A 13,887-nucleotide genomic window follows, 5' to 3' on the forward strand; every position below is an offset into this window, starting at 1 on the left:
CCGCGTCACAGTCGCGCCACCCGCACGCCACGGGTGCGTAACGCGCTCTACACCGCCGTCACCCCGAGGTAGCAACCGGGCGGGCTTCTGGGCAGCAGGGAACGATTCAACCCCTTGGAATCTCAAGCCCGCCTGCCTGCTGACGCCTTGCGTCATGGCTTGGCGAGGATTGTGCACTGGGTACGGGTGTCGCCGCCCGGTCCCCCACCGGCGCAACCTTCGGAGCCGCCCTCATGCTGGTCCAGCCCCTCCGCTCTCCCGATCTCCGCCGTGCGCCCACATCGGACGTCACCGCCGAGCCCAAGGTCGCGGTCCTGCTGAACGCCAACGCCCGGAAGGTCGACGCTCGGGTGGTGAAGTCCCTGTCCCACGTGGTGCCGGAGCAGGACCTGTTCCTCTCCCGCTCGCCGCTGGACGCCCGCCGCATCATCCAGACGGTGCTGGAGCGTGGCTACCCCATGTTGTTCACGGGCGGCGGTGACGGCACCTTCATGGGCTTCGTGAACGAGGTCCTCCATCAGGTGGGTCCGCGCGGCCGTTTCGCGGGGAAGACGGCGCCTCGCTTCGGTATCCTCAAGCTGGGCACCGGCAATGGCCTGGCCGCCTACGTCAACGCCTCCGGCACCCGGAGCGACGGCATCCTCAATGACGTGCTGCGCGCCCGCACGGGCGAGGTTCCGGGCTACCGGCCCATGGACCTGCTGATGGTGGACGGGCAGCGCGCGCCCTTCGCCGGGCTGGGCGTGGATGGCAAGGTGCTCAACGACTACATCTGGGTGAAGGAGAACCTGGGCAAGGGCTTCTTCAAGAGCGTCCTCAGCGGCAGCGGCGGGTACTTCTCCGCAGTGGCCTGCAAGACGGTGCCGCACTATCTCACCCACTCCCACTGGGTGGAGTGTGAGGTCATCAATGGCGCCTCCGAGGCCTACCGGCTGGGGCCGGATGGCGGCGCGATGGGCGAGCCGCTGGCCCCGGGTGCCACCCTCTTCCGCGGCCGGCTGATGATGGCGGCGGCGGGCACCATGCCCTTCTACGGCTACGGCTTCCGGATGTTCCCCTTCGCGGGTCACCGCCCGGGCTTCATGCAGCTGCGCCTGGGGCAGGTGACGCCCACGCAGGTGCTCACCCACCTGCCCAAGCTATGGAACGGCCGCTGGTTCCCCGAAGGCCTGATGGACTTCCACGCCCGCGAGGTCACCATCCGCTTCGCCAACCCCATGCCCTTCCAAGTGGGTGGCGACGCGGCCGGCTACCGCGAGCAGGTCACCATGTCCGTGGCTCCGGAGTCCGTCGAGCTGGTGGACTTCACTGGCGCGCTGAACTGAGCGCCCGCCGGGTGCCGCTCCTGGCTACCCGCGGTCGCGGGACGCTGGGGGCTTCTCGCCTTGCTCCTTGCGGCGGCCCACCACGAAGGCGTAGCTGACGCTGGCCTTGCCGTTGCTCTCGCGGTGCAGCGCCAGCTCCTCGCGGAGCGAGGCGGGCTGCGAGCCAGGGACGGACGACAGGAACGTCTCGATGTCCCGGTAGTGCGCGTCCAGCTCCGCGTCATGGAGCGATTCGGCGGACTCGGGCTCGTAGCCGGCGCCCTCCACCACCTGCAGCAGCTCGCGCGGCAGCAGCAGCGGCCCGGCGACGCGGCGCTCCCAGAAGTCGATCGCCGCCTTGGGAGCAAAGCGCCCCACCCGCGCGGGGAACGTGAAGCCCAGCCGCCCGCGCTTCGACAGCAGACCGCGCATGTTCGCCAGCGTGGCCTTCAACGGGTAGAGCACGCGGCCCTGGATGAGGATGCCGTTGAACTCCCCATCGGCCAGGCCCAGCGCGTCCAGCGACACGCGGCGGACTTCAATCTGCTCCGCTAGGCCCTGCGCCCGCACGCGCTCACGCACCGGGTTGAGGAGGGCATCGTCGGTGTCGGCCGCGACGACGGTACAGCCCATCTCCCGGGCCAACAGCAGCGCGGCGCTTCCATCGGGGCCACAGCCGAGCACCAGCACGCGCGAGCCGGGCTCCAGCTGGGCCACCTTCGCGAAGCGCCGCGTTGCGTCATCCGAGCTGAAGGCGCGCCGGACATCCGCGGGGTGATACAGCGGGAAGGGCTCAGGCGGGCTCATGAATCCCATATACCCGCCTCCTCCAGAGACTTCCAGCCACGGCCCCCTACAAGTAGTAGATGACCCGCTCGTCCTTGTGGAGCCCATCGTAGATGGCGCGCCGCTGCTCCTCGGACAGCAGGTACACGGACACGCTCAGGGAGACGTACTTGCCCTTGCTGCTGGGTTGCTCGTGAATGGAGTCCGGTGAGAGTTCCGTGCCCAGGAACCGCTTGAACAGCTCACGGACATGCTCCACGAAGCCGGCCCCCTGCGCGCCCATCACCTTGAAGGTGTAGACGGAGGGGTACTCGATGAGGGGCTTCTTCTCCCCTTCGCCGGTGGGTGGGCTTCCTGCGTCTTCCTTCGTCATGTCTCGTACCAGAGGCTACAGCAGGTTGGCGGCGAGCTCGGCCAGGGCGCTGCGCTCACCCTTGGACATGGTGATGTGCGCCGCGATCTTCTCGCTCTTGAAGCGGTTGACCACGTGGACCAGGCCATTGTTCGTCGCGTCCACGTACGGGTTGTCGATCTGGAACGGGTCTCCCGTGAGGATGATCTTCGTGTTGTCGCCCACGCGGGTGATGATGGTCTTCACCTCGTGCGGCGTGAGGTTCTGAGCCTCGTCCACGATGATGAACTGGTTGGGCAGGCTGCGGCCTCGGATGTACGTGAGCGGCTCGATCTCCATCAGCCCCAGGTCCAGCAGTTCGTGGTAGCCGCGGCCGGCCTTCTTGTCCGCGCGGCTGAGGTTCATCAGGAACTCCACGTTGTCGAAGATGGGCTGCATCCAGGGATTCAGCTTCTCCTCGACGCTGCCGGGCAGATACCCGATGTCCCGACCCAACGGGAAGATGGGACGGCTGACCAGCAGCTTCTGGTAGAGCCCCTCCTCCGTCACCTTCTGCAGGCCCGCGGCGATGGCGAGCAGCGTCTTGCCCGTGCCCGCCTTGCCGACGATGGTGACCAGCTTGACGTCGTCGTTGAGCAGCAGGTCCAGGCAGAAGGCCTGCTCCATGTTGCGCGGGCGGACGCCCCACGTCCCGTCCTTGATCTGCCGCACCAGGGGGACCAGGCGGCCCTTGGACCCATTGAAGCGGCCCATCGCGGTGTGGGACGGGTTCGTCTCGTCCTTGAGGAGCACCACCTGGTTGGCGAACAGGGACTCGGCGTCCGGCAGCTCCACCTCGGCGCCCTGGCGGTACATCTGGTCCACCAAGTCCTTGGGGACCAGCCGCTCGGCGAAGCCGGTGTACAGCTCCGTGATTTCCACCCGCTCGGTGTCGTAGTCCTGGGCGATGAGGCCCAGGGCGTCGGCGCGGATGCGGAGGTTGGTGTCCTTGGTGATGAAGACGGCCTGCGTGTCCGGCTCCGCCTCCATCAGGTCGAGCGCCACCCCGAGGATGCGGTTGTCCATCAGGTTGCTGTCCGCCATGGACGGAGGCAGCGCACGTTCGGTGAAGCTCACCCGCAACAAGCCACCGTGCGGCAGAGGCACCCCTTCCTTCAGGGAGCCCTCGGCGCGGAACGAATCCAGGTAGCGCGCCACCAGGCGCGCGTTGCGGCCCAGCTCGGAGAGATCGCGCTTGAACTGGTCGATCTCCTCAATGACGTAGATGGGGATGATGACGTTGTTGTCTTTGAAGCCGTAGATGCTGCGGGGATCGTGAAGAAGGACGTTGGTGTCGAGAATGAAGTTCTTACGCATCGTGGGTTGCGCGACCTGAAGGTTCGGCTGCGACCGCGAGGGACCGTGCGACGGTGAGTCTCCTGACCACTATAGGCACCGGCGTCAGGGGAAACAGCCTGCTTGTCGCCAGGACGTGCGGCTGTCCGAAACCCCACGCCCCAGACGCCGGGGATGACGGCGGTTCGCATGGCGCCTTTCGGCGAGACACCATGGATCAACCCTGTAGCACGAGCGGCCGTCCGTTCAGTGCGCCACGACAGGCGCGAGTGGATCATATCCGAGCAGCTCCGCCACCCGCTCGGGCGGCGGCCCCGGGGGCATCCGCTCCCAGGGAAAGCGCCGCTGGAGCGTCTCCTCATCGAGCGTGAGCTGCCGCCGGGCGTCCAGTTGGAGCGCGTCATCCCACGTGTTCGCATCGAAGTGCAGCCCCAGCCGCGAGCTCAGCGGAGACACCATGGGCGAAGGCTTGAAGGCCACGGCCTCTCCGTGCTCGTCGCGCATGCAGTGCAGCTCCACCGCCCACGCATGGAGCCAGCGCGGCAGGTGCCGCCCCGCCTGACGAAGCGCGAGGAAGCGGCCCTGCGCGGCGCCATCTACGAAGAGGAAGCGGCGGTCATAGACGCAGGCGGCGGCGAAGGTGGACGGCGTGAGGGCCAAGGCCTCGGTGCCGATACGGCGGGCCATCAGCAGGAGCACGTCCAGGATGTGGCCGGCGAGCTTGAGCCCGGGGTGGTTCTGCCCGGGCAGCGGCGGCCGGTTCCAGTCGAAGGCGCGCCCCGGGTTCTGGAGCAACAGCGAGTCCAGGTACAGCAGCGGCGTGGCGGCGAGCGCGTCGCCGAGCCCCACCTCCGCCCCGGTCGTCCGCCGCAGGTCCAGGTCCGCCACGGGGACGTAGAACCGCCTGCTCCACAGGATGATGCGTGGCCGGTACGGGTCCGTGCATACGACGCGAAGCTCCAGCGGCCCCACCCGCTCCTCGACGCGCTGGAACAGCCCATAGGCACGCAGGGCCCGCTCCAGTCCCTGGGGGCTGTAGGTGCCGAAGACGAGGTCCCCGCGGGAGGCTTCGGCGCTGCCCAGCCCCAGGTCTTCCAGGGTCATCCCCGCGCTCTCGGAAACGGCCAGGTCCGGCCCGCTCAGCGCCTGATAGATGCGACGGTAGCGGGGGTTGATGGGCTGAATCCGAGGCATGGCTTCCACCTATTCGTAGCGGATGTCCACCACCGTGAGTTCGATGTCCCCGCGCGGCCGCCGCACCTCGACCGAGTCCCCCACGGCCTTGCGAAGGAGCGCCCGCCCCATGGGGGATTCGACGCTGATGCGCCCGCCCGAGGCGTCAATCTCGTCGGAACCGACAATCTGGTAGGTGCTGCGGCCGCCGTCCTCGTCCTCCAGGCTCACCGTTGCCCCGAAGAAGACGCGGGAGCGGTCGGTCTGCTCGGCGGGCGTGACGATGGTGGCGGTGTCCAGGCGCTTCTGGAGGAAACGGAGGCGGCGGTCGATTTCGCGCAGGCGCTTCTTCCCGTAGATGTACTCGGCGTTCTCGGAGCGGTCGCCCTGAGCGGCGGCAGCGGAGACCTCGGCCGTCACCTTGGGGCGCTCCTCGTTGAGAAGGTGGACGAGCTCGCGGTGCAGGCGCTCGGCGCCCGCCCGGGTGAGGTAGCGGCGGAACGGGGCCCGCTCGGCATCGTCCTCGGTCTCCTGTTCATCCGGATGTACGTCCTGGGACATGGTTCCTGTATATCGCCCCGGGGTGACACGCGGCGAAGGGCGCTGGCCCTGACGTTCACCGGAAAGCGGTCGGGGCGCTGTCAGAAACAGCTCCATGCGCTCGCCAGTGGAAAGCGTCGCCGAGTGCTGGTAGGAAGCGCCTGCCCCGGGGGCTTCCGGGGTGGTGGCGAAAAATTTAAAAAAGAATAGTGCGAGTCGCTAGCTCAGCTGGTAGAGCACCGGCCTTTTAAGCCGAGGGTCGGGGGTTCGAGCCCCCCGCGACTCATGCAGTAGAAGTGAAGGTGTGCTGTCCCCGTCGTCTAGAGGCCCAGGACGCTGGCCTTTCAAGCCGGTAACACGGGTTCGAATCCCGTCGGGGACATGGAAAAACGCGGGGTTGGACAGTGCGAACTGTCCAACCCCGTTCGTTTTTGGCCGTTCAGTGCTGTTAGTGCGCTGTTAGCGCGCCCCTCTAACATCGGGCAGCGCGCCCCGCACTTTCAGCCGTCCAGCTCTCCCCTCTTCTCTACAACCTGATCCACCAGACCCATTGGGGTCGCGATACGCGCCGAAACAGTCGCCGCTCAGAGCGTCGTCACGTCATCCGGCTTGCGCTTGCCGCGACCACGAGACTGCGTGAGCACCATCGAGTCCAGCGCCTCTTCTGCCTGAGCAGCCCGCGCCTTCAACTCGGCTGCGGCATCGGCCTTCGTGAAGGTTCCGCCAAGCCAGGCCGTCAGGTCGGCCGCCAGCTCCCCCGCTGACTGGTAGCGCTCGCGGGGGGAGACCCGAAGAAGCCGGTTCAGCGTCACCCGTAGCCCCTGGGGAAGACCCTCGGTCATCGCGTCTACGTCCGCAACCGTCAGCGTCGCCGCGCGCCAAATTGCGTCGGCCACCAACGGCGGCGCCCCTGCGAGCGTGGCCCGCTTGATTGCCCGAGAGACCCTCCGACGCTTCTTCGTGGACAACGAGCCCATGACTTCGAGCGTGATGTCGTCGGGGCAGAAGAGCAGATTCTTTCCTGTCGCCAACTCAAGCAGCACGACGCCCAGCGTGAAGAGGTCGGAGCGTGCATCGACGCTCCCCCCGAGGAGCATCTCCGGTGACGAGTAGAAGTGATCCCCGTAGGGGCCCCGCGCCGATGAGGCCACTCGGCCCGGCAAGTCGGACAGCGCGAGGCCGAAGTCGGCGAGCTGAACCGTCCCGTCCCAGTTGACGAAGATGTGCTCAACGTCGACCGCCCGATGAACGATGTTGAGCGGTCGCCCCTGCTCATCCTTCGCGGCGTGCGCGTGCTCAAGGGCCGCCGCGACCTGCGCCCCGACGTAGAGCACGAAGAGGGGGGAAAACCATCGCTGACTCTCACCGACGAGCGTCAGCAGCTAATTCAGGGAGTGGCCCTCCGGGTGCTCTGTGCTGACGTACCAGTAGCCCTCGACCTTGTGCAGCCCATGAACCTTGAGGATGCCGGGATGCTTGAGGAAGGTCGCAAGGCGAACCTGTTCGTCGAGCTTCGCCCGAGCACGCATGACCCGAGCCCCTTCCGTTTCCGATGGAGCCGGAACCGCCTTGAGCAGCACCTTCCCACGCGGCGCGCCGGACGTGGCCCGCAGCCGCGCTACGAACAAGGACATCCCATGGTGAGTCGGCCCCAAGTCCTCGCGGTACTCGTAGCCGATCCCGCCCGCCGAGAAGAGGATCGCCCCCCGTGGGATCTTGAACTCGATTGCCTTCGACATGCCGTTGCCCCTCGTGTGCGAACTCGCAACCAACGCGACGAGGAAAACGCTACCTGCGGCATCCGGTTGAGGGAACGCCCTCACGGGTCATGGCGTCAAAACGGCGTGTTCGGCCCTAAAGTGACCGCCTACCTATTACGTCCTCTTGGGGCGCTCAGGGCCAACGGTCCACGACGTAACCGCCCCCCGTGTTGATTGCTCTCACTCGGCCATCTTCGTAGCTCTTGGCGGGCGACTCGACCACGAAGCAGACGGGGCGCTCGTCCTGTCCCGGCAGCCGCACACGGTCATAGCGGATGACGAGTGCAGGCCCCTCCGAGCGGCCCATTCGGTCAGAAAGAAAATACGCCTTGCCATAGAAGCGTGTCCCGGGCGGCGCGACTGCGCGTTGCCGCGAATCCACGCCTTTGGGAACGATCCCCATCACATCCGCCCCTGCGGTGAACCACACGTCGTCGAACGGGCCACTACGATTATCGAGGGTGAGGCGGAACGACTCGTTGATCTTCCAGCGGAGATCCTCCCGCATCACCTCCTCCGCACCAGCCGGGCAAGTGAACGCTTCAGGTCGAATCTGGGCACTGGGGCAACCTGCCGCGAGTGCCGCAACGAGAGTCATCGTCGCGCAGTCGGCAGCAACGGCGGCCTTCGTTCTCCCGCGTGACGGGCGTCCTTGGAGTGGGGACTCAGGTGACGGAGGCGTCTTCACGGTGGAACCTTCCTTCGGAACGGCAGTCGCAAGGCCCGTCAGCGTCATGGGCGGGGGGCTTGGTGGTGACATAGCAGGGGCAGTCGACGTGAGCGGCGCGGAATGTGGAGGGCTCTGCGGGCGCGACACACCAACGACGGTCTGCGCCCCGGCCTCCATGGGTTCCCCTCGGCTGAGCAAGAAGCCCCCGGCCACGGTAAGCGCGATGAGGGCAGCCAAGCCCGCCGCGAGTCCCCACCCTCCCCGACCAGAACGCTTTGGCGACACAGGAAGGCGCGGGTTGGCAACTTCGGGCATCACATGATCCGGCGGCTCCAATGGCCGCTGTTCGGACGGAAGATGCACCGGGGATAGGTACTCCGCGCTCGAATAGGCCAGGAGTTCGCCCAGCTCCCGGCGCAACGCCTCAGTGTCGACAGGGCGCCTTGCCGGTTCACGCGACAGGATGCAATCAACGAGGTCGTTCAGCGCCTCCGGAACACGCACGTTCAACGCACGCGCAGGAGGCGGCTTCATGACGGTGCTGTTGAGCGTAACTCGCGCTTGAACCTCCGTCGGTCGGGGGTCGGTCAGCAACTCATAGAGCATCGCCCCAACCGCGAAAATCTCGTCCGCGACTTGAAAGGCGTACTTCGCGCGCTGTTCGGCCTTGTGCTCCCGAAGCCATGTGAATTGCTCCGGCGCACGAAAGCGGTCCGTTCCCGGAGGTAAGCCCCAATCCGTCAGCTCTTCGGCCAACGAGTAGCTTGCGCAGCTAAAGTCGATAATGACCGGCTCTCCATCGCTCTTCCGAATCAGAACATTGGACAGCTTCAAATCCCGATGCAGGACGCCACGGCCGTGCATGTACGAAAGCGCGGCGGAAATCTTGTCGAAGACCTGCAAGACTTCCTGAACAGTGGGGTGTTTACGTTCCGCCCATTCAGCAAGGGTCCACCCCTCTACATACTCAAGCGCGAGATAGACGTTCCCCTGCTCGGAGTAGCCATACCCACGGGGCTTGACGATGTTCGGATGCTCCAGGAGGAGGAGCGCCGAAAGCTCCCGAAGCGTCCTCGCATGTGTTTGCTTGTCGTCCCCGCTCGAATCTCGGTGCCGCGCCAACTTGAGCGCGCATCTGCGACCGTGCTTCTCGACGAGGTACACGACTGCAAAACCACCGTTTCCAAGCTCCCTAACGACACTCCAACCATCAATCGACGCCCCAGCCCCCGGGAACATAGAAATTACGTTCATGGTGTCCCACCGGAACCACCCTTCGGCAGTCGAACATTTGGGAGAAGGAGTGTCCTGCCATCGCCAACCAGTTCCAGGGCAAAAACCGGACTTGCAGTCAATTGAGGGACGTCAGCCACCACGAGTACACGCCGATTTTCTCCCGGTTGAATCGCTGTCGCCTCTGCCATTACGATTCGGGCGCGAAGCGGCAGCCCAACTCGGCCTGTTAGTATCGCCTCCCTTGGCAGCCATGGCGACTGCTCAGCGATGTTGATAACTGTCGCATCTATCAGTACCCATCCGTTCCCCCGATATGCCATCGCCGACTGCACTAGAAATCCCCGCTGGGCGTCCTCGTGGCTCTTGACAGGCGTTGCTGAGACACCATCCTTATCGACGAGTTCCAGAAGTACGAAGTCTTCAGGGCGGGGTGTTCGCGGCACATCTACCGGGCAGGCTATTTCCGTCAACGCGGGACGTTGCACGTCAATCCGAGTGTCCACTTCGGCTGGGTCAGTGGCCAGTGAGAAGGCGGCTCGCGCAGGAGCCCGGCCATCCGCGAAGAAAACCCCGACTTCGTAGCGCTCACCTTCGGGAAGATCCGCCACGGGCTGAACGATGACCGACCGCTCACCGGCATCCAGGATGCGAATCCGCGACTCGTCGAAGGTCAGAGTCTTCCGGTTGATGGGGGCCGGGAACAGGAAGAGCGTCGGCGTGTCATGCGCGACATGAACGACAGGAAGGGGCTCTGCCGCAGCGCCGGGAACCGTGACAACACGCTCTCTCCGCATGCGGGCTGCGGCTGAAGATTGGGCCTCCACGGCAGCGCCCCATACGAGCGCGAGCGCAAGGGCCAATCTAGACGGTTGGAGCAATGGCGCATGACCTCCCAAATCGGAAGGCTACCATCGCGGCTACTCGCGCAGTGGGCCTATTTCCTACAGGCCAACACGCCCCGTGTGGAGAGCGGTCACCCCCTGCCCCACTCTTGGCTTGTTGGTCCCGCCTATGTATGAAGGCGGCCGGGCGGCTGTGGTGAGTGCGCAGTTCACGGCGTCGCGAGGTCCCTGACCGACCGCGCCGATTCCGCAGCCGCCCACTATCGGTTCGCGAGCCTCGCAACGGCGAACCCGGCCCCAAGCCCGGCAAGCAGGGCCACGACGGCGACCGTGAAGGACACGTCCCCAGCCTGCTGGCGTAACGATTCGTTCTCGGCGCGCAGCCGCTCAATCTCCGACGCGGTTCGAATGCAGCGGCTCTCCGACAGCCAGCAGCCGCCCTCAACCTCGACGGCTGCCGAACCTCCATCCGGGAAGAGCTGAGCGCGCTCGACGCTGATGGCCTCCGAGCCCGACGCTGGAAGCGCAACCAGCAGGGCCAGCACGAGCGCGCCGAGCTTCACGTATCGCCCCGGGAGTCGAGCTGCTCCAGCACGGCAATCGCCGCGGCCTTCTCCGCGACCTGTCCAGCGGCAAGCGCGCCCGCAAGCTCGGCGCGGGCAATGGCAGCGCTCCCGAACAGAATCCGCTTGATGATGGTGAAGCCACCAGCAGCCGTCAGGGCAACTTGCAGCGCCGCCAGCATCAGCGCCAGCGAGAACGGCGCCCCAGCAGCAAGCGCGTTCGCTACCGCCCCCGCGAGGGAGACGCCAAGCACGAGGACCGCGCCGCCCCTGTCGGTATTGAAGAACGGGACGAGCCTGCCGCCGAACTTCCGCAGCAGGTAGACGAGCACCACCACCACCAGGGCGGCGAGCAGCGCGTAGTTCCGGCTCGTCACGGCATCGAGAAGAAGGCGCGCGAACTCCTCGAACTGCTCGGGGCTCGGCCCGACTACACCAGCGTCAACCATGTTGCCTCCGGGTTAGAAGCCCAGCCGCTCCAGTTCGGCCGCGAGCTTCGGGTTTGCTGCACGCCACTTCGGCGACAGGCGCTCGGCATCGAGGCGAGCCCACACGTCGGCGAGGGAACTCTGTTGGACCAGGGTGCGAAGCGGCGTGAGCTGAAGCGCGCTCACGTAGCCCGGCCACTGCACATGAGGGGAGTCACCGAACCTGCCGCCCCAGACGAGTCCCGCCTTCGTGGCTTCCTCGCCCAGCACGCGGTAAGCCGACTCGCGCCAATCCGGCTGAACGCCTGGTCGCGGGCTCGCGTCACAGACGAAGTCGAAGGCGAGGCCGTAGTTGTGCGCGGACAAACCTGCGGGTGACGCCTTGCCGCCCTTCCCCGCCAAGTACAGCCGACGAAGCTCGGCCTGTTCATCCAAGCTCCGGAAGCCGTAGGTTGCGACGTAGCCCACACCCCGTGCCTCGCACCGCGCCACGAGATGAAGGGCGACCGACACGAGCGGCAGGTAGACGCGGTCAAGGTCGACCCGCTTGAAGTTGGCCCGGGTCATCGGGAATCCCCAGCCCCGGCCTGGGTCCTGCGGAGAAGCTCCAACTCGACGGTCTGCCGGACCTGGACAGGAAGGCCAACGGCGAACTCGTCGCGCCAGCGCCGCAGGGCTCCCAGCTCCACCGCGAGGGCATTGATGCGCTCGTCCTGACGGGCGACCTTCTCGACGAGCGAGCGGACCTCATGGACAAGAGACTTCGCAGCCCAGGTGAGGACACCGACTCCCGCCGTTCCGAGCAGGGAGCCGACTACGAGCTGAACAGACTGCGCCTCTTCTGCGGTCACGGCATCACCGGGGACTAGGGTTGCCCCTGGTAAATGCGTGTGACTTCTGGGAGTGGCTCAGCTCACGAGTTCCCCAGAATGAACGATGGTACGCTCATCCCATGCTCTTGACGAACACTTGGACCCTTGTCCTTGCCGCTATGGTAACTACGTCAGAAAACCCAACGACATTCGAGTGGCAAAAGCTTCTGATTTCAAGCTTTGGCCCCGGGCTTACCACTGCGCTTCTGGTTGGGCTCTTTTCCTGGTTCTTCAACAGGATCCTGGAACGACAAAAGCGAACGCATGCCGAAGAACTCCTCAACATCGGCTCCAATCTCAACAAGAGCCTTCAGGAAAAGTTAGAAACAGATCGCTCCGAGCGAGCCGAGTTGCTAGAGCATATCAAGCGAGACATACAAGACACCCTGGCAAGCCGGGCCCGCAGAGCCGAGTATCTCAGAACCCAAATCACAAGCCTCTATGGCCCACTCGCATTTCTTCTTGAGTCAACAGCAATTCGACACCGTTGCGCCACAGACATGATCAATGCCGTCACTCGTCTGAAATCAGCCTTTGACGACCAATCCTCAAGCCGCCCAACCAAGGAAAGAGAGGCCAAGATTCATGGCACCATTGCGAAATATTTTGCCCTTACAATCGAGAACACCAATGCAGCCCTCTTGCTGCTCAAGTCAAACTGGGGCTGGCTGGACGAGAACGACCGATCTACAACAATCGACTTCATGAGAAATGCCGACCGAATCGACACCGAAGCCAAGACGACAGATGACTATGCCAATATCGTGACAATGTATGAGTCGGCCATCTCCGGGAAGGCTGTGTTGGATCCTCCAGAAATAATCCCCGAAACACTCGCAGCATATTTTCGAACCCGGCTAAACGAAAAGCAGCAAGAGTTATCCGGACTTACAGTCAGCCCAGTCCAAGCCAAGGCTATTGAAAAACTGGCCAGCTAGTCCCGCGGCTTGAGGTTGTGCGCGAGCAACCCCTAGACAACGTAGGTCCTTGAGAAGCGAACGGTGATCTTCATCACCTCGCCAGCGGCCGATGGCTCCGCGCACGAATTAGCGAGACCGCGGGGACTGACTACGAACTGCACGGACAGAGTCTCTTCTGCGGTCACAACGCCACCGGGACGAAAGGGGCCCCGGTAAATGCGTGCGACTTCTGGTAATTTCCCATTCAGTGGCTGGCAAAATGGAGCCCCGAGTACGCCCGCGACGCGCCATCTTCCTCCCGATCAGCACCCCAACCATTGAGAACTCCCGGCATGGTTCAGGATAGCTCCACCTCGCGGATACTGTTTACTCTGTTCGCGTTGGTTGCCTGGTGACTCAATGGCGACGAATCGCTTTCGCCCCCATCAGCCTAGCCACAGTTCACCCTAGAGTCAGGAAAACAAAAATGAGCAAGAACAACCGAATGAATCGAGAGAACAAGAAGCGGCGGCGTCTCGCACAGGAGCAAAAACGGGCGCAGCGTGAACAGTCGCTTACGAACGATTTGGGCGACGTTTCGGATACAGATCTCCGTCGAATTGCTCACACCATCAGCAGTGGCCCCCTGGGCGTAGCGTTTTATAGGCCGCAGCCGTGGGCTAAATTGCATGGCTGCTATGACAACGTAATGGAGATGATTAGTCGAGAGGGTGGCGACCGATTTTGTGGATGGATGTTCCACTTACGCGCGCGTCCGGGAGTTGGGCACTACTTCCTGGCCACACCGCACGCAGTCTGGCGCCCTCCTCATGACACTCGCATCGTCGACGTGACTCCGCACCCAGAATCGAAGCACCGCCCCATAATGCGACTTGGAGGTGTGGTGTTCCTTGTCGACAGCAACGCATCCCCAGTGGTCATCACCGACAAAGTCTCTCTTTCACCTCCACTTCGATTCTTTGCTGTCGGCGACTCCCCTGCGCTTGTAAAATATGTCGCAGAGCTAACCGAACAAGAAGTAGCAAACTTCGAGCGCGACAAACGGAATGCACTCGAAGGCAAATGGGGCCACCGAAACGAGTAACTAGCACCCTCGAATAAGTGAA

General features: G+C 64.4%; 14 protein-coding genes, 2 tRNA genes and 1 pseudogene. 5 read left to right on the top strand and 12 right to left on the bottom strand.

Annotation, left to right across the window (positions count from 1 at the left end):
• Nucleotides 1-233: 233 nt before the first annotated feature.
• Nucleotides 234-1,325, top strand: a complete 1,092-nt coding sequence (locus FMP39_RS21860; RefSeq protein ID WP_141592225.1) for a diacylglycerol kinase family protein — start codon at nt 234-236, stop codon at nt 1,323-1,325.
• Nucleotides 1,326-1,349: 24 nt separating this feature from the next.
• Here the strand turns inward: FMP39_RS21860 and FMP39_RS21865 are convergent, their stop codons facing one another.
• From FMP39_RS21865 to greB, 5 genes are all read right to left on the bottom strand, one after another.
• On the bottom strand, nt 1,350-2,111 hold the full coding sequence (locus FMP39_RS21865) for a cyclopropane-fatty-acyl-phospholipid synthase family protein (RefSeq protein ID WP_194858515.1): 762 nt from the start codon (nt 2,109-2,111) through the stop codon (nt 1,350-1,352).
• 46 nt (nt 2,112-2,157) lie between these two features.
• Entirely contained in the window at nt 2,158-2,463 is a 306-nt protein-coding gene (locus FMP39_RS21870; protein WP_141592227.1) for a YbeD family protein, read from the bottom strand.
• 15 nt (nt 2,464-2,478) lie between these two features.
• Nucleotides 2,479-3,798: a PhoH family protein gene (locus tag FMP39_RS21875; RefSeq protein ID WP_141592228.1), complete on the bottom strand. Its 1,320-nt coding sequence runs from the start codon at nt 3,796-3,798 to the stop codon at nt 2,479-2,481.
• A 225-nt stretch (nt 3,799-4,023) separates the two neighbouring features.
• Nucleotides 4,024-4,971, bottom strand: a complete 948-nt coding sequence (locus tag FMP39_RS21880) for a hypothetical protein (protein WP_026114160.1) — start codon at nt 4,969-4,971, stop codon at nt 4,024-4,026.
• Between the two features lie 9 nt (nt 4,972-4,980).
• On the bottom strand, nt 4,981-5,511 hold the full coding sequence (greB, locus tag FMP39_RS21885; RefSeq protein WP_011553233.1) for a transcription elongation factor GreB: 531 nt from the start codon (nt 5,509-5,511) through the stop codon (nt 4,981-4,983).
• Between the two features lie 192 nt (nt 5,512-5,703).
• Here greB and FMP39_RS21890 point away from each other — a divergent pair.
• Together FMP39_RS21890 and FMP39_RS21895 are read left to right on the top strand one after the other, a co-directional pair.
• Nucleotides 5,704-5,776 (top strand) — tRNA-Lys (locus FMP39_RS21890).
• Between the two features lie 23 nt (nt 5,777-5,799).
• Nucleotides 5,800-5,872, top strand: a tRNA-Glu gene (locus FMP39_RS21895).
• A 202-nt stretch (nt 5,873-6,074) separates the two neighbouring features.
• On the opposite strand, the pseudogene FMP39_RS21900 reads toward FMP39_RS21895, so the two are convergent.
• From FMP39_RS21900 to FMP39_RS21930, 7 genes and pseudogenes are all read right to left on the bottom strand, one after another.
• Nucleotides 6,075-7,229 (bottom strand): annotated as a pseudogene (locus tag FMP39_RS21900) (serine/threonine protein kinase).
• A gap of 154 nt (nt 7,230-7,383) precedes the next feature.
• Nucleotides 7,384-9,174, bottom strand: coding sequence for a serine/threonine-protein kinase (locus tag FMP39_RS21905; RefSeq protein ID WP_141592229.1), 1,791 nt, complete (start codon nt 9,172-9,174; stop codon nt 7,384-7,386).
• Entirely contained in the window at nt 9,171-10,034 is an 864-nt protein-coding gene (locus FMP39_RS21910; RefSeq protein WP_141592230.1) for a DUF2381 family protein, read from the bottom strand. Before FMP39_RS21910 ends, FMP39_RS21905 begins: the two co-directional genes overlap by 4 nt.
• Before the next feature lie 224 nt (nt 10,035-10,258).
• A complete protein-coding gene (locus tag FMP39_RS21915; RefSeq protein WP_141592231.1) occupies nt 10,259-10,561 on the bottom strand; it encodes a hypothetical protein in 303 nt (100 codons plus the stop codon).
• Complete coding sequence (locus FMP39_RS21920) at nt 10,558-11,010, bottom strand: hypothetical protein (protein WP_141592232.1); 453 nt, start codon at nt 11,008-11,010, stop codon at nt 10,558-10,560. The genes FMP39_RS21915 and FMP39_RS21920 overlap by 4 nt, the downstream gene beginning before the upstream one ends.
• Before the next feature lie 12 nt (nt 11,011-11,022).
• Nucleotides 11,023-11,556 carry a M15 family metallopeptidase gene (locus tag FMP39_RS21925; protein ID WP_141592233.1) on the bottom strand — a complete coding sequence of 178 codons (534 nt, stop codon included), beginning with the start codon at nt 11,554-11,556 and terminating at the stop codon, nt 11,023-11,025.
• Nucleotides 11,553-11,840: a hypothetical protein gene (locus FMP39_RS21930; RefSeq protein WP_141592234.1), complete on the bottom strand. Its 288-nt coding sequence runs from the start codon at nt 11,838-11,840 to the stop codon at nt 11,553-11,555. Before FMP39_RS21930 ends, FMP39_RS21925 begins: the two co-directional genes overlap by 4 nt.
• 101 nt (nt 11,841-11,941) lie before the next feature.
• Here FMP39_RS21930 and FMP39_RS21935 point away from each other — a divergent pair, with 101 nt between their 5' ends.
• A complete protein-coding gene (locus FMP39_RS21935) occupies nt 11,942-12,799 on the top strand; it encodes a hypothetical protein (RefSeq protein WP_141592235.1) in 858 nt (285 codons plus the stop codon).
• 448 nt (nt 12,800-13,247) lie between these two features.
• On the top strand, nt 13,248-13,865 hold the full coding sequence (locus FMP39_RS21940; protein WP_141592236.1) for a hypothetical protein: 618 nt from the start codon (nt 13,248-13,250) through the stop codon (nt 13,863-13,865).
• The last annotated feature ends 22 nt before the right edge of the window (nt 13,866-13,887 follow it).

Origin of the sequence: Myxococcus sp. AB056, assembly GCF_006547365.1 — a bacterium.
GTDB classification, from domain to species: Bacteria; Myxococcota; Myxococcia; order Myxococcales; family Myxococcaceae; genus Myxococcus; species Myxococcus virescens.